The 19,052-nt window shown below is 62.2% G+C and carries 21 protein-coding genes; 10 read left to right on the top strand and 11 right to left on the bottom strand.

The genetic code is table 11. The annotated features are described in order from the left end of the window. Positions 1–30: 30 nt before the first annotated feature. Positions 31–633 (top strand): bifunctional nicotinamidase/pyrazinamidase, encoded by a 603-nt coding sequence (gene pncA, locus ACEWPM_RS18110; protein WP_393963637.1) that lies wholly within the window; start codon positions 31–33, stop codon positions 631–633. On the opposite strand, the gene ACEWPM_RS18105 is transcribed toward pncA, so the two are convergent. Beyond that, the gene (locus ACEWPM_RS18105) at positions 624–977 is read right to left on the bottom strand and encodes a VanZ family protein (protein WP_393963638.1); all 354 of its coding nucleotides are present in this window, start codon (positions 975–977) and stop codon (positions 624–626) included. The two genes, pncA and ACEWPM_RS18105, sit on opposite strands and share 10 nt — an antisense overlap. Before the next feature lie 160 nt (positions 978–1,137). Here ACEWPM_RS18105 and glmM point away from each other — a divergent pair, with 160 nt between their 5' ends. Further along, a complete protein-coding gene (glmM, locus tag ACEWPM_RS18100; RefSeq protein ID WP_393963639.1) occupies positions 1,138–2,481 on the top strand; it encodes a phosphoglucosamine mutase in 1,344 nt (447 codons plus the stop codon). A 7-nt stretch (positions 2,482–2,488) separates the two neighbouring features. Here glmM and ACEWPM_RS18095 read toward each other — a convergent pair whose 3' ends face one another. Further along, positions 2,489–3,310 carry an ABC transporter permease gene (locus ACEWPM_RS18095; protein WP_393963640.1) on the bottom strand — a complete coding sequence of 274 codons (822 nt, stop codon included), beginning with the start codon at positions 3,308–3,310 and terminating at the stop codon, positions 2,489–2,491. A gap of 136 nt (positions 3,311–3,446) precedes the next feature. Between ACEWPM_RS18095 and cysQ the strand changes: the two genes are divergently transcribed. From cysQ to ACEWPM_RS18060, 7 genes are all read left to right on the top strand, one after another. After that, a complete protein-coding gene (cysQ, locus tag ACEWPM_RS18090) occupies positions 3,447–4,244 on the top strand; it encodes a 3'(2'),5'-bisphosphate nucleotidase CysQ (protein WP_393963641.1) in 798 nt (265 codons plus the stop codon). Positions 4,245–4,392: 148 nt separating this feature from the next. Further along, complete coding sequence (gene galU / locus ACEWPM_RS18085) at positions 4,393–5,286, top strand: UTP--glucose-1-phosphate uridylyltransferase GalU (RefSeq protein WP_393963642.1); 894 nt, start codon at positions 4,393–4,395, stop codon at positions 5,284–5,286. 19 nt (positions 5,287–5,305) lie between these two features. After that, a complete protein-coding gene (gene galE / locus ACEWPM_RS18080) occupies positions 5,306–6,289 on the top strand; it encodes a UDP-glucose 4-epimerase GalE (RefSeq protein WP_393963643.1) in 984 nt (327 codons plus the stop codon). Positions 6,290–6,325: 36 nt separating this feature from the next. Beyond that, positions 6,326–7,369 (top strand): glycosyltransferase family 2 protein, encoded by a 1,044-nt coding sequence (locus ACEWPM_RS18075; RefSeq protein WP_393963644.1) that lies wholly within the window; start codon positions 6,326–6,328, stop codon positions 7,367–7,369. 166 nt (positions 7,370–7,535) lie between these two features. Beyond that, positions 7,536–8,522: a glycosyltransferase family 2 protein gene (locus tag ACEWPM_RS18070; RefSeq protein ID WP_393963666.1), complete on the top strand. Its 987-nt coding sequence runs from the start codon at positions 7,536–7,538 to the stop codon at positions 8,520–8,522. 34 nt (positions 8,523–8,556) lie between these two features. Further along, entirely contained in the window at positions 8,557–10,257 is a 1,701-nt protein-coding gene (locus ACEWPM_RS18065) for a DUF5927 domain-containing protein (protein ID WP_393963645.1), read from the top strand. Positions 10,258–10,260: 3 nt separating this feature from the next. Beyond that, positions 10,261–11,685, top strand: a complete 1,425-nt coding sequence (locus tag ACEWPM_RS18060; protein ID WP_393963646.1) for a sulfotransferase family 2 domain-containing protein — start codon at positions 10,261–10,263, stop codon at positions 11,683–11,685. A 13-nt stretch (positions 11,686–11,698) separates the two neighbouring features. Here the strand turns inward: ACEWPM_RS18060 and ACEWPM_RS18055 are convergent, their stop codons facing one another. From ACEWPM_RS18055 to ACEWPM_RS18015, 9 genes are all read right to left on the bottom strand, one after another. Continuing rightward, positions 11,699–12,163: a PTS sugar transporter subunit IIA gene (locus ACEWPM_RS18055; RefSeq protein ID WP_393963647.1), complete on the bottom strand. Its 465-nt coding sequence runs from the start codon at positions 12,161–12,163 to the stop codon at positions 11,699–11,701. A gap of 45 nt (positions 12,164–12,208) precedes the next feature. Further along, entirely contained in the window at positions 12,209–12,772 is a 564-nt protein-coding gene (gene hpf / locus ACEWPM_RS18050; RefSeq protein WP_393963648.1) for a ribosome hibernation-promoting factor, HPF/YfiA family, read from the bottom strand. A 225-nt stretch (positions 12,773–12,997) separates the two neighbouring features. Then, positions 12,998–13,777 (bottom strand): LPS export ABC transporter ATP-binding protein, encoded by a 780-nt coding sequence (gene lptB / locus ACEWPM_RS18045; RefSeq protein WP_393963649.1) that lies wholly within the window; start codon positions 13,775–13,777, stop codon positions 12,998–13,000. After that, positions 13,774–14,229 carry an LptA/OstA family protein gene (locus ACEWPM_RS18040; protein ID WP_393963667.1) on the bottom strand — a complete coding sequence of 152 codons (456 nt, stop codon included), beginning with the start codon at positions 14,227–14,229 and terminating at the stop codon, positions 13,774–13,776. The genes lptB and ACEWPM_RS18040 overlap by 4 nt, the downstream gene beginning before the upstream one ends. 44 nt (positions 14,230–14,273) lie before the next feature. Next, positions 14,274–14,891, bottom strand: a complete 618-nt coding sequence (lptC, locus tag ACEWPM_RS18035; protein WP_393963650.1) for an LPS export ABC transporter periplasmic protein LptC — start codon at positions 14,889–14,891, stop codon at positions 14,274–14,276. Continuing rightward, on the bottom strand, positions 14,888–15,499 hold the full coding sequence (locus ACEWPM_RS18030; RefSeq protein ID WP_393963651.1) for a ribonuclease D: 612 nt from the start codon (positions 15,497–15,499) through the stop codon (positions 14,888–14,890). Before ACEWPM_RS18030 ends, lptC begins: the two co-directional genes overlap by 4 nt. Before the next feature lie 133 nt (positions 15,500–15,632). Beyond that, positions 15,633–16,055, bottom strand: coding sequence for an alternative ribosome rescue aminoacyl-tRNA hydrolase ArfB (gene arfB, locus ACEWPM_RS18025; protein ID WP_393963652.1), 423 nt, complete (start codon positions 16,053–16,055; stop codon positions 15,633–15,635). Positions 16,056–16,387: 332 nt separating this feature from the next. Beyond that, on the bottom strand, positions 16,388–17,269 hold the full coding sequence (gene mepA, locus ACEWPM_RS18020) for a penicillin-insensitive murein endopeptidase (RefSeq protein WP_393963668.1): 882 nt from the start codon (positions 17,267–17,269) through the stop codon (positions 16,388–16,390). Then, a complete protein-coding gene (locus tag ACEWPM_RS18015) occupies positions 17,269–18,606 on the bottom strand; it encodes an MFS transporter (RefSeq protein WP_393963653.1) in 1,338 nt (445 codons plus the stop codon). Before ACEWPM_RS18015 ends, mepA begins: the two co-directional genes overlap by 1 nt. A gap of 143 nt (positions 18,607–18,749) precedes the next feature. On the opposite strand from ACEWPM_RS18015, the gene ACEWPM_RS18010 reads away from it, so the two are divergent. Next, a complete protein-coding gene (locus ACEWPM_RS18010) occupies positions 18,750–19,037 on the top strand; it encodes a YggT family protein (RefSeq protein ID WP_393963654.1) in 288 nt (95 codons plus the stop codon). Positions 19,038–19,052: the final 15 nt, after the last annotated feature.

Raw genomic sequence — 19,052 nt, 5'->3', positions numbered from 1 at the left:
TACCGATAAAGACCAGCAAGGAGACCCCCCATGACCCACGCCCTTATCGTGATCGACATGCAGATCGATTTTTGCCCCGGCGGCGCGCTGGCAGTGGCAGGCGGCGACACCATCGTCGAGGGGGTCAATGCGCGCATGTCCCAGTTCGATGCCGTCATCCTGACGCAGGACTGGCATCCGAAGGGGCACTCCTCCTTCGCCTCCAGCCATCCGGGCGCAGCGCCGATGGATGTCATCGAGATGCCCTATGGCAAGCAGGTGCTGTGGCCCGATCACTGCGTGCAAGGCAGCGACGGCGCGCGGTTTCACGCGGGTCTCGACACGGACCGGGCCGATCTGATCATCCGCAAAGGCTACAACCCAATGATCGACAGCTATTCCGCGTTTTTCGAGAATGACCACCGCACACCGACGGGCCTGCATGGCTATCTGCAGACGCGCGGCATCTCCGCTCTGACGATGGTGGGGCTGGCGCTGGATTTCTGTGTCAACTTTTCGGCGGTGGACGCGGCGGGGCTGGGCTATGACGTGCGTGTCGAGACGGCGCTTAGCCGCGGGATCGACGCTGCCGGCTCGATGGATGCAGCGCTGGCCGGGATGCGCGCGGCTGGCGTCGCGCTGGTTCAGAGCTGACGGGGCAGCAGGCGCGCGGCGAGAACGCCGACCGCTGCACCGATCGTGTCAGCGGCCAGATCACCCCACTCGGCGTCCCGTCCGACATGGGGTTGAACGAGTTCGATCATTCCGCCAAAGATCGCGACCCCGAGCACGATGCACCAGCCCCAGGCCGGGCGCGCATAGCCAAGCGGCAGCGCCAGGAGCGCAAAACCGGCGAAATGCTGCCACTTGTCACTGCCCGGCGGGCCAACGCTGGGCATGCCCGGGCTGAGCGTGGTGGCACAAAGCACCAGCGCGGTCAGCACCGTCAGCGCCCAGGCCCAGCGCAGTATCTGTGTATCACGGCTATCGGGCTTCATCTCGTCCGGCCTTGTGCGTGCAATGGGGGTGGTTCTGCCTGTCTCGCGGCCCGTTGGCAACACGCGCACTCGCCTTGAGCGCGCAGGACGGCTATACCCCGCCCAACCCGGCAATCGCGGCGGGCGTATCGGCATACGGCAGGCAATGGCAAGAGGCATCATGACGCGCAAGATTTTCGGAACCGACGGCATTCGCGGCACCGCCAACACTTATCCCATGACCGCCGACATGGCCCTGCGCGTCGGCGCGGCGGCGGGCCGGCATTTTCGCCGCGACGGGATGAATGTGCACCGGGTCGTCATCGGCAAGGATACGCGCCGCTCGGGGTATATGCTGGAAAACGCGCTGACGGCGGGGCTGACTTCGACGGGGATGAACGTGCTGCTGCTGGGGCCGGTGCCGACGCCTGCGGTGGCGTTCCTCACGCGTTCGATGCGGGCCGATCTGGGCATCATGATCTCGGCCAGCCACAATCCGCACCATGATAACGGGATCAAGTTCTTTGGCCCCGACGGTTTCAAGCTGGACGATGCGTCCGAGGCCGACATCGAGCGTATCCTGAGCGAAGAGATTCAGCCCGCCAAGCCGATGAATATCGGCCGCGCCAAGCGGATCGATGACGGGCAGGGCCGCTATGTGGAATATGCCAAGACGACGATTGCGCGCACGACGCGGCTGACCGGCCTCAAGGTGGTGGTCGATTGCGCCAATGGCGCCGCCTACAAGGTTGCGCCCGAGGTTCTGTGGGAGCTGGGCGCAGATGTCATCGCCGTCGGCACCGCACCGGATGGCTATAATATCAACCTCTCCTGCGGATCCACCTCGCCCGAGACGGCAGCGGATGCAGTGCGCCGCCACGGCGCCGATCTGGGAATTTGCCTTGATGGCGATGCCGACCGGATCGTGCTGATCGACGAGATGGGGCGCGTCGCAGATGGCGATCAGATCATGGCCCTTTTCGCGCGCCTCTGGGCCGAGGCGGGCACGCTGGCCGGGGGCGCGCTGGTTGCCACGGTGATGTCCAATCTCGGGCTGGAGCGTTATCTGGATGGGATCGGCGTTGCGCTGGAGCGCACCAAGGTCGGCGACCGCCACGTCGTGGAGCGGATGCGCGCGGGCGGCTTCAACCTTGGCGGAGAGCAGTCCGGCCATATCGTGATGAGCGATTACGCAACCACCGGCGATGGCCTCGTTGCCGGGCTGCATTTCCTGGCCGCGATGGTCAGCAGCGGCAAGCCCGCCAGCGCCCTTTTGCACAACTTCGAGCGGGTGCCGCAGCTATTGGAAAACGTCAAGCTGAGCGCGGGTGCCGCGCCGCTGGCGGATAAGAGCGTTCAATCGGTGATCGACACACAGGAAAAGCGCCTGAAGGGCAAGGGTCGCCTGTTGATCCGCGCCTCGGGGACCGAGCCGCTGATCCGCGTGATGGCCGAATGCGAAGACGAGGCCATGCTGCGCGACGTGGTCGCGACCATTGCCGCAGCGGTGCGCGACGCGGGCTGACCGGCGCCTAGCGCCGCGCGTCCCAGCTCTGCGATGCATGGCGGCGCGTATAGAATTCGCCCATGAGCCCGATCATCGTCAGCGTGAGCGCCACGACGATGGGGTAGGTGATGTTGGAATTATGCGGTGAATAATTCACAAAGACGAACCCACGCGCCTGGTCGATCGTATGAAAAAGCGGGTTCCAATCGAACATGCGCAGCATGTAGCCCGGCAGCATGTTGGCGACGAACATCTTGCCCGACGCGATCATGTTGGCCCGCTGGTAAACCGTGGTGAAGGTGCCGACGAAGGTGGGAAACCACGGCTTGATCGACAACAGCACAAGGCCGATCGACGCGCCTGTGAACCAGGCAAGCAGCAGCATCCCCATGGCGGGGAACGGGTATTCCACCTCGAACGGCGTCACGGCGACATGATACGCAAACAGAATCAGCGCCATGGTAAAGACCTGTACATAGAGCGCGCCCAGCGCAGCCGAGGTGATCGAGATGGCGGTCGTCATCGGCGCATGTTTCATCATCGGGGATGACGGCCCTTCGGCCCCGACAACGGCGCCGAGCGTCTTGACATGGGTCAGGAACAGGAAAATGCCCGACATGATGTAGAGTAGAAAATCGCCGCGCAGGGCAGCCCCGCGCAGACCCAGAACCGAAAACATGACGTAGAAGGCGGCCAGAAAGACCAGCGTTTGCAGAATGTTCAGCCCGACGGCCATCAACGCGTTGCCATGCGTCTTGCGCACTTCGCGGACAGTGGCATGATATATCAGCTCAAGGATCGAAACCGCCGATTGCAGTTTCGAGCGCCGCCGCATCTGTTGAAACATCGCGCCTGCTCCTGCGCTGGTGATCTTGCCATCATGCCACGGACTTCTTGCCGTTCCGTTAGCCGAGGACCATAAGGGGAGCGGCCCCTTCCCGCAACACCGCGTTGCGCCGCCCCGAAACGCAGGAGAATTCGCCTTGGACTATGCCGAACTGACCACACAGATGCGCCGCCTTGCACTCGAGGCCGGGGACGCGATCATGCAGATCTATGGCCAGGATGATTTCGACGTGAAGTCCAAATCCGATGACAGCCCCGTCACCGCTGCGGACGAAGCCGCCGATGCGCTGATCTCGGCCGGACTGCGCGCGGCGTTTCCGGACGTGACACTTGTCACAGAAGAGCAGTCCGCCTCGCATAGTGCGCGCGCGGACACGTTCCTCATCGTCGATCCCTTGGACGGGACCAAGGAATTCATCCATCGCCGCGGCGATTTTACCGTCAACATCGCGCTGGTCGAGAACGGCACGCCGACCCGCGGTGTCGTTTATGCCCCCGCCAAAGGTCGCATGTTCTATACGCAGGCCGATGGCACATCGGTCGAGGAAACCGGACCGCAGGACAAGGACACGGTGGGCAAGCTGACGCCCATCCAGGTCTCGAAACCCGATAATGATGCGCTGATGGTCGTCGCGTCGAAATCGCATCGCGATCAAGCCACTGACGATTACATCTCCAAATATAAGGTCAAGGACATGAAAAGCGCGGGGAGCTCTTTGAAATTCTGCCTCGTCGCCACGGGCGAGGCGGACCTCTACCCCCGCGTGGGGCGCACGATGGAGTGGGACACGGCGGCAGGCCATGCCGTTCTGTCCGGCGCAGGCGGGCGCGTTGTGCGCTTTGACGATCACGCGCCGCTGACCTACGGCAAGGAGGGATATGCGAACCCGTTCTTCATCGCCTATTCGCCCGAGGTATCCCTGAAACGTCCCTGATCCACAGGACGCAAGAGTGGCTTCCAAGCCGCAGCCATTAAAAAAATGATTGCCAACGCAGTATTCCGCGCGGAATTGACGGCCGATCTGTGCGCGGCGCTGAATTGTGTGTAATCATATGCAAAAATACGATTGCCGGGGGCAGGCCATGCGCAAAAAAGTGACAAAAGCGATCTTTCCGGTTGCTGGTATGGGAACCAGGTTCCTGCCGGCGACCAAATCCGTTCCCAAAGAAATCATGACACTGGTCGATCGTCCCTTGGTACAATACGCCATCGACGAGGCGCGAGCGGCCGGGATCAAGGAGTTCATTTTCGTTACCTCGCGCGGAAAGGGCGCGCTTGAGGACTATTTCGACAATGCCCCCCAGCTTGAGCAGGAACTGCGCAAGAAGGGCAAGACCGAGCTGCTGGAGATCCTGAAAACCACCAACATGGACTCGGGCGAGATCGCCTATATGCGCCAGCACAAGCCGCTGGGCCTGGGCCATGCAGTCTGGTGCGCGCGCCGGCTCATCGGAAACGAACCCTTTGCCGTCATCCTGCCCGACGATGTCATTGCCGCGGAAAAGCCGTGCCTGCAGCAGATGGTCGAGGCTTTTGAGGAAACGCAGAGCAATATCGTGGCCGCAATGGAAGTGCCCGATAACAAGGCGTCGTCCTACGGTATTCTCGACATCAAGGAGGACATGGGCGCGTTGGTCTCGACCAAGGGAATGGTCGAGAAGCCCGCTGCCGGCACGCAGCCCTCGAACCTTGCCGTCATCGGGCGCTATATCCTGACACCGACCGTCCTGCAGATGCTGAACAAGAAGACGGTGGGAGCTGGCGGTGAAATCCAGTTGACCGATGCCATCGCTGATGCCCGCAACGAGGGCGAAGAGGTCTATGGCTACCGGTTCAGGGGCCATCGCTATGATTGCGGCTCCAAGGCGGGCTTCCTTCAGGCGACGGTCGCTTTTGCACTGGCGCGCGACGACCTGCGTGACGATCTGCGTAATTTCCTTTACGACGTGGTCAGCGCGGCGAAATCCGCGCAGTGAGTTTGCGGCAGAGCCAAGCGTGACGAACATTCTGGTGACGGGCGGCGCGGGTTACATTGGCAGCCACGCGTGCAAGGCGCTCAAGGCGGCGGGCTATACTCCCGTCACCTACGACAATCTCAGCACCGGCTGGGCCGACGCGGTCAAGTTCGGCCCGTTCGAGCAGGGCGAGCTCACGGATCGCGCGCGTCTTGACCAGGTCTTCGCCGCCTACAATCCCGCTGCCGTCATGCATTTCGCCGCTCTCAGCCAAGTGGGCGAATCCATGCGCATCCCCGAGGTCTACTGGCGCAACAACGTCGCCGGCTCGCTGACCCTGATGGAGGCGGCGGTCCACGCAAGCTGCCTCGATTTCGTCTTCAGCTCGACCTGCGCAACCTATGGCGATCAGGACAATGTCGTGCTGAACGAGGAATGCACACAGCACCCGATCAACGCCTACGGCGCCTCGAAACGCGCAATCGAGGACATGCTGCGCGATTTCGAGGTCGCCCATGGCCTGCGTCATGTGATCTTTCGCTATTTCAATGTCGCGGGCGCCGATCCCGCGGCAGAGGTGGGTGAATTTCACCAGCCCGAAACGCATCTCGTGCCGCTGATGCTGGATGCCATTCAAGGCAAACGCGACGCGCTGACGATTTTCGGCACCGATTATGACACGCCCGACGGCACCTGTATCCGCGACTACGTGCATGTCTGCGATCTGGTCGATGCGCATGTGCTGGGCCTCAAATGGCTGGAGGACGGCAAACAGAGCCGGGTCTTCAACCTTGGCACCGGATCGGGGTTTTCGGTGCGTGACGTGATCGGCCATGCGGGCGCCGTCACCAATCGCGACGTGCCGGTGATCGAAGGCCCGCGCCGCCCAGGCGACTGCACCAAGCTGGTCTCGGGCTCATCCCGCGCCGAGGCCGAGCTGGGCTGGAACGCGCATCGCAGCACGATGGACCGCATGATCGCGGATGCCTGGCGCTGGCACGGAACTGGACATTACGAGAAATAGGCGCAATTTTCCCCTTGAGGGACAGGCGGAGCGGGAATGACCGGCAGCGCGCAGATCAGGGATGCGGCGGCAGAGTTGGGCATGGCCTATCGCCTGCGCTGGAAACGGCGGCGCCTGCTATGGCGCAGCTTTCGCAAGCGCCGACAGCTGAGCGTGGTAGCCGACCGGACGGAACAGATCAGGCCGGGTGCGATCCTGGGATTTTCGACTATGCGGAACGAGGCGGTGCGCCTGCCCTACTGGCTGGAGCACCACCGCAAGCTGGGCGTCGATCATTTCCTGATCGTGGACAATGACTCGAATGATGGCACGCGCGACTATCTGGCCGCTCAGCCAGATGTCTCGCTGTGGCGAACGCCGGACAGCTACCGTTTGTCGCGTTTCGGGGTCGATTGGCTGACCTGGCTGCAGATGCGACATGGGCATGGCCATTGGTGCCTGACCGCCGACGCGGACGAGCTGCTGATCTACCCTTTCCACGACACGCGGCCCCTCCCGGCACTCACGGACTGGCTTGACCGGCGCGGGCGCGCCTCGTTCGGGGCGCTGATGCTGGACATGTATCCCAAGGGGCCGCTCAGCGCCGCGCCCTATGCTGCCGGGCAGGATCCATGCTACTCCCTGCCATGGTTCGACGCCGGCAACTACATGATTCAAAAGCAGGATCGCCTGCAGAACCTGTGGATCCAGGGCGGCCCGCGCGCCCGCATGTTCTTTGGCAACGCGCCGCGGCGCGCCCCGACGATGGGCAAGGTGCCGCTGGTCAAGTGGCGCCGCAGCTATGCCTATGTCAGCTCGGCGCACTCCGCCCTGCCGCGACGGCTGAACCATGTTTACGACCAGTCAGGGGGCGAGTGGACCAGCGGCGTTCTGCTTCATACCAAGTTCCTGCACATGGCTCCGCAAAAATCCGCCGAAGAGAAAGAGCGCGGCGAGCATTTTGCCAATTCGGATCTCTATGAGAGCTACTATGACAGCCTGGCGGAGGACCCGGACCTGTGGTGCCCCGGCTCGACCCGCTATCTGGGCTGGCGACAGTTGGAGTCGATGGGTCTGATGTCGCGCGGGATGTGGCTATGAGACTTGCAATAACAGTTTACCCAAGCGGCCCAACAGCTTATCGTTTGCGCAATGCGCGTCAAGGCGGCTGGACGCAAGGCAACAGAACCTTAATCCCCCGCCTCTATGCTGCGTTTGGGGCAAGGCTCAGGGGACGGCCAATTTGAGTATCGTGCAATCCTACCGGATGCGTCTGCGGCGCAAACATGCCAAGGCGCGGTCTCTGCGCAAGGGGCTGTCCCTGCGTCCCATCGTGGATCGCACCGCGCAGATTGCCGCGGGGGACATCCTGCTGTTCTCCACCCTGCGGGACGAGAATGTGCGCCTGCCCTATTTCCTCGATTACTACCGGGATATGGGTGTCGATCATTTCCTGATCGTGGACAATGACAGCAGCGATGGCAGCGGCGATTACCTGGCCGATCAGCCGGACGTGTCGCTGTGGCACACCACCGGTAGTTACAGGAACTCGCGCTTTGGCGTGGACTGGCTGAACCGCCTGCAATCGAAATACGGTCACGATCACTGGACCCTCGTCGTCGATCCCGACGAGCTGTTCGTCTATCCTTTCTGCGACACGCGCCCCATCCGTGCGTTGACCGACTGGCTGGATGGCTCGAATGTGCGCAGCTTTGGCGCCATGCTGCTGGACATGTATCCCAAGGGGCGGCTGGATGCGGTGCCTTATCGACGGGGGCAGAACCCACTGGAGATCGCATCGTGGTTCGATCCGGGCAATTACATGATCGAAAAGAACCACAAGTTCGGCAACCTGTGGATTCAGGGCGGCCCGCGGGCCCGCGTCTTTTTTGCCGATCAGCCGAAAAAGGCGCCCGCGCTTAACAAGATCCCGCTGGTCAAGTGGAACCGACGCTACGCCTATGTCAGCTCGACCCATATGCTGCTGCCGCGCGGGCTTAACCTCGTTTATGACGAATGGGGTGGCGAGACGGCGAGTGGCGTGCTGCTTCATGCCAAGTTTCTGGATACCTTCACCCAGAAGGCCGAGGAGGAAATGCAGCGCAGACAGCATTACCGTGCGTCACTGGAATACAAGGCCTACATGGAAAACATGTCCGACCAGCCAGACCTTTGGTGCAAATGGTCGGAAAAGTATATAAATTGGCGGCAATTGGAAATCTTGGGCCTCATGTCCAAGGGGAACTGGGCATGACCACAGCAGCTAGGGCAGCAGGGGCATTTTCGGGATGAGCGTCGGTATCGTCATGCTGGTCCACACCGCCCTTGGCCGTGCCGAGCAGGTGGCCCGCCATTGGTCCGCCGCCGGTTGCCCGCTGGTGATCCATGCCGATGCGTCCGTCCCCACCAAGACATTCCGCGCCTTTCAAAGCGCGCTGGCCGATCTACCCGACGTGCGTTTCTCCAAACGCCATCGCTGTGAATGGGGCACTTGGGGCCTTGTGGCGGCCTCGCAAAGCGCCGCCGAGTTGATGCTGGAGGAGTTTCCGCAGGTTCGGCATGTCTACCTCGCCTCCGGCTCGTGCCTGCCCCTGCGCCCGGTGCAGGAGTTGATCGACTACCTCGCCGCCCGCCCCCATACCGACTTTATCGAAAGCGCGACGACGGCGGACGTGCCCTGGACGATCGGCGGCCTGGACGCCGAGCGGTTCACGCTGCGCTTTCCGTTCTCATGGCGCCGGCATCGCTATCTCTTTGACCGCTATGTCGCCTTGCAGCGCAAACTGGGGATGAAACGGCGCATTCCCGGCGGCATCGTGCCGCATATGGGCAGCCAGTGGTGGTGCCTTACGCGCCAGACCCTCTCGGCTGTCCTGACCGACCCCGAGCGCCCGGCCTATGACCGCTATTTCTCCAAGGTGTGGATCCCGGATGAGAGCTATTTCCAGACCCTCGCGCGGCAATATTCGCGCCAGATCGAAAGCCGCTCGCTGACCCTGTCGAAATTCGACTACCAGGGCAAACCGCATATCTTCTACGACGACCACTTGCAGCTTTTGCGCCGCTCGGACTGCTTTGTCGCGCGCAAGATCTGGCCCCGCGCCAACCGCCTCTATGATGCGTTCCTCACCGATGAAGTCGGCGCGATGAAACGAACCGAGCCGAACCCCGGCAAGATCGACCGCATATTTTCCAAGGCGGTCGAGCGGCGCACGCGCGGCCGGCCCGGCCTATATATGCAAAGCCGTTTTCCGGTGGAGACGCGCGAGAATGGGCTGACCTCGGCCAAATATTCCGTCTTTCACGGCTTTGCGCAGCTTTTCGAGAATTTCGAGCCCTGGCTGGCACGGGCGACGGGCGCACGGGTCCATGGCCACCTCTACGCCCCCGAGCGCGCGGAATTCGGCGAAGACGCAACGGTCATCAATGGCGCGCTCAGCGACAGCGCGGCGCTGCGCGACTACAACCCGCACGCTTTCCTCGCCAGCCTGATCTGGAACACTCGCGGCGAGCATCAGTGCTTTCAGTTCGGCCCGCGCGACAATCAAAAGATCAACTGGCATATTGCCAAAGATCCCAATGCGCAGATTTCCATTATTTCCGGCGCCTGGGCCATCCCGCTTTTCCAGTCGAACGGCAATTTCATCGACATTCGGCGTGAGGCCGCTCGGCTGCAACAGATCGAGTCGAAGAACCTCGAAATCCTGCGCTCCAGCTGGACCAAGGCGCGCGTGCGCATCTGGACCATGGCCGAATTCATCGAGGCCCCGATGGAGCCCCTTCAGACGATCATTGATGAGATCGGGCCGCAGCATCAGCAGCGCGGCCTTTCCGAGGTCCCCAAGATGGTCGATCTGAGCGGTTTCGGCCAGTTCCTGCAGAACCTCAAGAACCAGGGGATGCACCCCTACCTGATGGGCAACTTTCCCGTCGCGCATGATGTGCACGAGGTGCCGACGCGCGCACGCAAGCCCTATTTGGTGCGGTGATCCATGCCTGACTTCGACTATTTCGTCGTGCTGGCCGAAATGCGTACGGGCTCCAATCTGCTGGAGTCGCATCTGAACGGCTTTCAAAGCTTCGAGTGCCACGGCGAGGCGTTCAATCCCGCCTTCATCGGCTATCCCAACCGGACCGAGATTCTGGGCATCACTCAAGCCATGCGCGAGGGCGATCCCTCCCGCCTGATAGATACAATCCGCGACCGCTCGGACGGAATGGGTGGATTTCGCCTGTTTCACAACCACGATCCGCGCGCGATCGAGATCTGTCTGAACGATCCCCGCTGCGCCAAGATCGTGCTGACGCGCAATCCCGCCGAAAGCTATGTCAGCTGGAAAATCGCGCAGGAAACCGGCCAGTGGAAACTGACCAACGTCAAGCGCCGCAAGGATGCCAAGGCGACCTTCGATACCGAAGATTTCGAGCGGCATGTGGCCAATCTGCAGGCATTCCAACTGGAGGTTCAGAGCACTCTGCAAAAGACCGGGCAGACGGCCTTCTACATCTCTTACGAAGACTTGAACGAGCTTGAGATCATCAATGGTCTCGCCCGCTATCTGGGTGCGGACGAGGTGCTGGAGACTTTGAGCGGCACGCTCAAGATCCAGAACCCCGCGCCGCTTTCGGAGAAGGTCGCGAATTTCGACGAAATGGCCGAGGCGCTGTCGGGCCTCGACCGCTTCAACCTCTCCCGCACCCCCGAGTTCGAGCCGCGCCGCGGCCCCGCAGTGCCATCGCATGTGGTCGCCTATCGCGCGCCCCTGATCTACATGCCGATCAAATCCGGCCCCGAGGCCGAGGTGATCGCTTGGATGGCCGCGCTGGATGATGTGGCGCCCGAGGCGCTGCGCACCAAGATGAACCAGAAGGGCCTGCGCCAGTGGATGCGGCAGGCCAAGGGGCATCGGAGCTTTACCGTGCTACGCCACCCGGCAGCGCGCGCCCATGCCGCATTCTGCCAGCGGATCCTCCATCCCGGCCCAGGCTGTCTGGGCGAAATCCGGAGGGTCCTGCGCAACTTTCACAAGCTGCCCATTCCCGCCGGCGGCCCGGACGAGAGCTATGACCGCCGCGGGCATTACCTTGCCTTCACCGCGTTCCTGGAATTCCTGCGCGCCAACCTGCGCGGCCAGACTGGCGTGCGGGTGGATGCCAACTGGGCCACGCAAACCGCCATTCTGCAAGGCATGGCGCAGTTCACCTTGCCCGACATGCTCATCCGCGAGGATGAGATGCAACTGCAACTAGGCGCGCTGGCCAAGCAGGTGGGCTATCCCGGTGCCGTCCCAATTGCGGCCACCCAAGGCGACAGCCCTTATGCGCTGGCGGATATCTATGACGACGATATCGAAGCGCTCGTCGCTGACATCTATCAGCGCGACTACATCCTGTTCGGCTGGGATCGCTGGCGCTGAGGCGCCAGCGGCATCACGCGGCGAGGATCGATTGCGCCTCGGTCACGATCGTATAGAGCGTCGCCGGATCGGGGTTGGCCCGCAACTTGGCGCAAAGCTGGGCATCGCGCAGCGTGCGCGATACCAGCGCCAGCGCCTTCAGATGTTCGACCCCTGCATCCTTGGGGGCAAAAAGGGCAAAGGCCAGATCGACGGGCTGACGATCGATCGCATCGAAATTGATCGGCGTCTCAAGCAGCACCAAAACACCGACAACCTGATCGACATCCTCCAGCCGTGCATGCGGCAGGGCCACGCCGTGGCCGACACCGGTCGGCCCCAGCGACTCGCGCTCCTGCAGCGCTTCTACGGCGGCATGGGCGTCCACGCCGTAGACAGCATGGGCGATATCGCCCAATTCATGCATCAACCGCTTTTTGCTTGATGCCGCACCAAGTACACGCACAGCCCCGGGTTTCAGGATCATGGGAATGTCCATTCACTGCTCCGACAGCCAAAGCCGCTTTCGCAGCCAGGCCTGATTTTACGGATCGATCCACCCAATATTGCCGTCATCGCGGCGGTAGACCACGTTCAACCCGCTTTTTGCCTCGTTGCGAAACACCAGGACGGGGGCCCCTGCCAGCTCCATCTGCATCACGGCCTCTCCGACAGAGAGGGACGGGATCTGCGCCTCCATTTCGGCGACGATGATGGGCTGAAGGCTATCGGGCTCTGATTCCCCTCCTTCGGCTTCTGACGCGAGGATATACGAGGACCCCCCCGAGAGTTCAACCGGCTGCGCACGTTCCTTGTGATGGTCTTTCAACCGGCGCTTGTAGCGGCGCAGCTGCTTCTCCATTTTCTCGCGGGCCGCGTCGAATGCAGCGTAGATCTCATGAGCCTTGCCTGTCGCCTGCGCGGTCAGACCGGTCGAGAGGTGAACGATCGTCTCGCAGGCAAATTCGCTGGCGCTTTTTGAAAAGATGACATTCGCGCTGGTCGGACGCTCGGCATATTTTGCCACCGCCTCGCCCAGTTCAGTCCGCACATGTGTCTGCAGGGCCTCGCCGATATCGATCTGCTTGCCAGTGATTTGATAGCGCATGGTCTCTCCTTCAAAAAGGCGTGCCACTCCGGGCCCAAAGCGTCGAAACGCCCCTCGGACGGCCAGGAAGGGCTGATGAAAATTGATATTTCCTTAACGATTTCAAAGCCCGTCCGATGGTGCGCGGCAGTTGAACCTTGGAAACACCTCCTTTTAATTGACGCCCTTTCGGACGTCGTTGTCAATGATGATCGGCGCGGCTCCGGCGGAATCTGCCGACGGATTTCAGGAAATGCGAAAGTTCTCGCCCAGATAGACGCGGCGCACATTCTCGTTGGCGACAACCTCTTCGGGGGTGCCCGACATCAGCACCTTGCCGTCATGCAGGATATAGGCGCGGTCGACGATCTCGAGCGTTTCGCGCACGTTGTGATCGGTGATCAGCACGCCGATACCGCGCTTCTTGAGATCAGCCACAAGATGGCGAATATCGCCCACGCTGATCGGATCGACCCCTGCAAAGGGCTCGTCCAGCAGCAGGTATTTCGGATTGGCCGCAAGGCAGCGCGCGATTTCGACGCGCCGCCGCTCGCCGCCCGACAAGGCCAGCGCGGGGGCGCGGCGCAGATGCTCGACGGAGAATTCGGCCAGAAGCTCTTCTAGGCGCTCGCGCCGTGTATGGGCGTCGGGCACCGAAATATCGAGGATTGCCATGATGTTATCCTCGACAGAGAGTCCCCGGAAGATCGACATTTCCTGCGGCAGATAGCCGACGCCCAGTTTGGCCCGGCGATACATGGGCAGGTTCGTCACATCGCGCCCGTCAATGCCCACATGCCCGCCCTCGGGATAGATCAGTCCGGCAATCGCATAGAAGGTCGTCGTCTTGCCCGACCCGTTCGGCCCCAGGAGCGCGGCAACCTCACCCTGGCGCAGATGCAGGGACACATCCCGTATGACGGTGCGTTTCTTGTAGCTTTTGCGCAGGTTGCGAACCACCAGCCCGCCAGCCTCCAGAGGCACCGGATCATCATCGGCGGTGATGTCCACATCAGGCTTGTTCACTGGCGCGACTCGGGTTGCAGCACCGTGCTGACCCGTCCGTTCATGCGCGCCGTGCCCGCCACCGTATCGACCGACATCCGGTCCGCAGTCAGCGCCGCCGGACCCTGAACCAGCAGGACGTCGCCCTCCATCTGGATCATGCCGGTCTGCACATCGTAATCCGCGCGCGCCGCCTCGGCCGCGTCCTCGCCGCTGACCAGGGTCACGCCGCCTGTGGCCTGAAGACTTGCGATTCCGCTGCGATCTGTCAGATAGACAACCAGAACGCGCGGCGCCGAAAGGCGCATCTGCCCCTGGCCGACGATGACATCACCGGTGAAAACCGCTGTCCCGTCATTCTGATTGACGTCGAGGTTCTCGGCGGTCACCTCGACCGGCAGATCGCCCTCCTGCGCGGCACTGCCGAAGGCAACTTGCATCCCCTGCGCCGCTGCCGCGCCGCCAAGGGCCATCAGCAGCACGAAGAGCGTGGCTTGAACAAAGCGTGACACGTAAATCAATCCTTCGGCTTTGCGGGGTTGTATATCAGCTTGACCCCGTCCGTGAACTGCAAATGTGCAGCTCCGGTTACCGGATCGGAGGTCAGGATCATGCGCCCCGCATTCAGCGCGCCCGGCGGGCCGGTGCCGCTGACCGGGCCGGGTGTTTCGGCAAACAGCGTGTCAAGGCGTGTGTCGATCGCCTCGGTCCGTATATCGTAGCCGCTGGTGGTGGTGACCTGCACCTCGCCTTCCAGCCGGGCGGTCATGAGGCTCTGATTGGCCTCACCCCGCAGAGCGGCGATATCAACGACGCCGCCACCATTCAGGCGCAGCGATGCCGCCGCATTTTCGGCCAGCACCCTGTCACGATTCTCGGGGTCGGGCCGGACCGTGGCCGCGCGGAACGAGATTTCCTCACCCCCCACCGCCATCCCGGCAAAGCTGGGATTGGTCGCGCCCTGATCTTGCGCACGCCGCACAAGATCGACATCCGCATAGGGGATCGTGTCACCGATATCGGCCTTCTGCGACAAGAGGAACACGGTCGAGAGCAGTCCCAGCGCGACGAGCGGCAGGATGATCTTGGCCCAGTTGACCAGACGTGTGTGGAAATTGTCGCCCCGGCGGATCAATGTGAAAAGATATCCTGTTCGGGCCAGCCCGCCAGATCCAGCGCCGCACGGGTGGGCAGGAAATCAAAGCAGGCCTGCGCCATTTCCATCCGCCCCTCACGCTCCAGCCGCTTGTTCAGCGCCTCGCGAAGGCGGTGGAGGTAAAGAACGTCGGAAGCCGCATAATCCAGTTGCGCCTCGGTCAGCTGCGGCGCGCCCCAATCGCTGCTTTGCTGCTGTTTGGAGATGTCGACATTCAGCAATTCCTGCAACAGGTATTTCAGGCCATGCCGGTCCGTGTAGGTGCGGATCAGCTTGCTGGCGATCTTGGTGCAATAGACCGGCGCGGTAACGGCGCCAAAGGCGTTCTGCATCGCCGCGATGTCGAACCGGCCAAAGTGAAACAGCTTGAGTATATCGGGATCGGTCAACATGGCGCTAAGGTTCGGCGCCTCGGTCTGCCCCTTGGCAACCTGAACCAGATGCGCATTGCCATCGCCGCCCGACATCTGGATCACGCAGAGCCGGTCGCGATGTGGATTGAGGCCCATCGTCTCGCAATCGATGGCCACGACGGGCCCCAGATCCAGCCCATCCGGCAAATCGCCCTGGTATAGCGTGTTCGTCATGTCCGCTCCTTCGGATGTTTGCCACGGGCAATATATAGGAACGGCAGGACGGGCCACAAATATCTGGCGCACCGAAAGGCTGGGGGCGCTGAAATCCGGACGGATTTCAGGCGGGAAAATTCGCGTTTTCCCGTTACCCGTCGCCTTCGACCTTGCCGCGCAGGGCCTTTTTCTCGCCCTGCACCTTCTTGGCCTTGAGCCGGCGTTTCTTACTTCCCAGAGTCGGGCGGGTGGGAATACGGCGCTTGGGTTTCTCGGCGGCCTTGCGGATCAGCTCGGCCAATCGCTCGCGGGCGATGTCACGGTTGCGGGCCTGATGCCGCGTCTCGTCGCATTGGATGACAAGCGTGCCTTCGGTCGTCCAGCGCCGTCCGGCCAGCCGCCGCAGCCGCCGCTTGACCGGATCGGGCAGGTTGGGCGAGCGTTCGGCCTCGAACCGCAACTCGACCGCGCTGGAGGTCTTGTTGACGTTCTGCCCGCCCGGCCCGCTGGCGCGGACGAACTGCTCGGTCAGCTCCCAATCCTCGATGGCGATGGTGTCCGTGATGCGCAACATGGCGCTTAACCTAGTGCGCAGTTTGAAAAACCGAAAGGCCCCAAGCAAAAGGGTCGCCCCGCTTGCGGAACGACCCTCTAGAGTTTTTCGGAGGCGGGCCGGTTAGATGGCTCACCAATTCAGGTTCGTCTATGCCTCGGGGCTGCCCTAGGCACCGCTCTCCCAAACTGTTCCGACACCTCGCTCCAATACCTCTGTAGACACTGGACCACCTCCTTTCAGCTGTTGAAAACTAAGGATAGGTTGCCACAGTTTTCGTACATGTCAAAAACAAAATGGAGTGGCGGCCCAAGTTTTTTCCACGCCATGTGGTTGCGGCCCATAGGTATTGCCTATTGTGCTTGCAGAACCCCAACGCATTGCTGCGGCAGGTCGGTCATCGTCAGCTCGCGCCTTGGCTTCGGTTTTGGCGCGTTCGGATCGGGCGGAGGTGGATTGAGGATGTTGTTCACCCATTGCTGCGCTTCGGCGCAGCCATCGCCGCGCGGCATCGGATCCTGATCGACGCAGCCCGAGGCACCCGCCGGGCAGGCAAGGCGAACATGCATGTGATAGTGGTGCCCCCACCACGGACGCACCTTTCGCAGCCAGTCACGGTTTCCAGTCTCGTCGTTGCACATCTGCACCTTGGCGCCGGGAAAGATGAAAATCCGCGCAACGCGCGGATCGCTGGCCGCCGCCTTGACCAGTTCGTGCTGGCCCCGCGTCCAGTTTCCGTTGACATAGGCGCCACCCGCGCGCCGCATCGTGGTCGCGGACAGGTTTTCGCGCTCGCGAATGCTGAGGTTCAGGCGGCTGGGTTGAACCAGCCAGATATCGGCATCGAGCCCGATCTGATGCGAGCGGTGCCCGGTCAGCATCGGGCCGCCGCGCGGCTGGCTGAGATCGCCGACATATAGTCCCGGCCAGCCTGCCTGCCGCATGTTGCCCGACAGGTCCGCGATGAAATCAATCAGTTGCGGATGCCCCCAGTTGCGGTTGCGGCTGAGGCGCATGGCCTGCCATGTCGGCCCGGTCTGCGGCAGTTGCACACCGCCAGCGACACACCCCTTGGCATAGCTGCCGAAGGGCGCCGCATTCTGGCGCGAGCCGACCTTGGCCGCACCGAAGAATTGCTTGGCCTCCTTGCCCTGCATCGATGCGGGCACGCCCTGGGCAAAGGCAGGCAGTGCCGCAAGGCCGAGGATGGCGGCGACGGTCCTGAGATAGATCATCATTCGGATGGGTCTCCTTGGGGTTTCACCCAGACTAGCAGCACCAGGCCCAATGCGAAAAGCCCGATCAGCGGACTGACGCCAATTTGCTGACTGCCCGAGGCCGCGGTGGCCATCCCGATCAGCGACGGCGCGATAAAGGCCGTCGCCTTGCCCGCGAGACCGTATAGCCCAAAAGACTGCGCCATCTGCCCGGTCCGCGCCTGCCGCACCATCATCGACCGGCTGGCAGATTGCAAAACCCCGCCCGCCGCGCCGATCAGGATACCGCAGCCGTAGAAAAGGATATCGGGCAGGGCTGATCCCGGCGACACGGCAATGCCGTAGACCGATCCGCGCGATATCGTCGCGATCGAGATGGCGACAAAGAGCAGCACCAGTATGGCGCTCACGATCACCGCCTTGGGGCCAAAGCGGTCATCCGCAAGCCCGCCCAGCGCCGCAAAGACGGCGCCCGAGATCAGCGCAAGGATGCCAAAGACACCCACATCGACCACGCTCCACCCCAGAACGCCCGAGGCGTAGATGCCGCCAAAGAAATACATACCGTTCAGCGCATCACGGTAGAACATCGACGCGCCAAGGTAGGAGAACATCGAGGGCGTCTGCGGTAGCGCGCGGATGGTCCCGATCACTTCGGCCAGCGCGCGGCGCACGGCACCCCCGCCCACGCGCACCGGCCTTGGGTCACGCACCCACAGGAAGAAAGGGATCATGAAGACGATATACCATATTCCCGTCAGCGGCCCGACAAAGCGCGTGCCCTCGCGCGCCTCCGCATCAAGACCAAAGGCCGGCGCAAGGCCGATCAGCGTGCGGCCCGTGCCCGCCCCTTCGGCAAAGAAAAGCAGCATGATCAGCAGTGCCACCAGCCCACCCAGATACCCGAAAGCCCAGCCATTGCCCGAGATGCGCCCGATCTCTTTCACGCTGCCCAGATCGGGCAGCATCGAGTTGGTAAAGATCGTGGCGAACTCCATTCCGATCATGCCCAGCACGAAGAACCCCAGGATCAGGATCAGGTTCGGATCCCCCGGTGCCGCCCACCAGATGCCGAAAGCACCAAGGACATACATGACCGAGAATCCCCAGATCCAGCGCAGCCGCGCACCCGAATGATCTGCCATCGCACCCAGCACCGGCGCACCCAGCGCGATGATCACGCCGCCCGCCGCGATGCCGAAGGCCCAGACCGTCTGCGCCCGCGCGCCATCGCCGATCAACTCGTTCATGTAGGGTGCAAAGATGAAGGTGATCAGCAGGGTGTTATAGGGTTGACTGGCCCAGTCGAAAAAGAACCAACCCCAGATGCGGCGTCTCTTGGTGATGGCTGTCATGTCGGCCCTCGCGCCCCGCACTATTCGCCGCATCGGTATGACAGCGCGCAGCCCTGCACGGCAAGCCATTCCTGCCTACGCCCTTGCGCTTTGCAACGCTGCGGCCTAACTCGGGAACGACTCGAACCAAAGGATGGCATGACATGCTGGCAATCTACGGACCTTTGCAGCTGATCCTCAGCATCGTCTATTTCGTGATGATCGTTCACATCATCATGAGCTGGCTGATCAATTTCCAGGTGCTGAACCTGCGCCAGCCGCTGGTCGCCCAGATCTGGGAGGGGCTGAACCGCCTGCTCGAGCCGATTTACCAGCCAATCCGCAGCGTCCTGCCCGATACGCGGCCTCTGGATCTGGCGCCACTTGTCGCCCTGATCATCGTGATTTCGCTGCGCGCTTACGTGCTGCCGGTGATTTTCGGCTTCGCCTGACGCGCCTCGGGACTT

This window comes from Roseovarius maritimus, from assembly GCF_043355895.2.
Taxonomy (GTDB): domain Bacteria; phylum Pseudomonadota; class Alphaproteobacteria; order Rhodobacterales; family Rhodobacteraceae; genus Roseovarius; species Roseovarius maritimus.
This window is presented reverse-complemented; position numbering and strand designations above follow the sequence as displayed.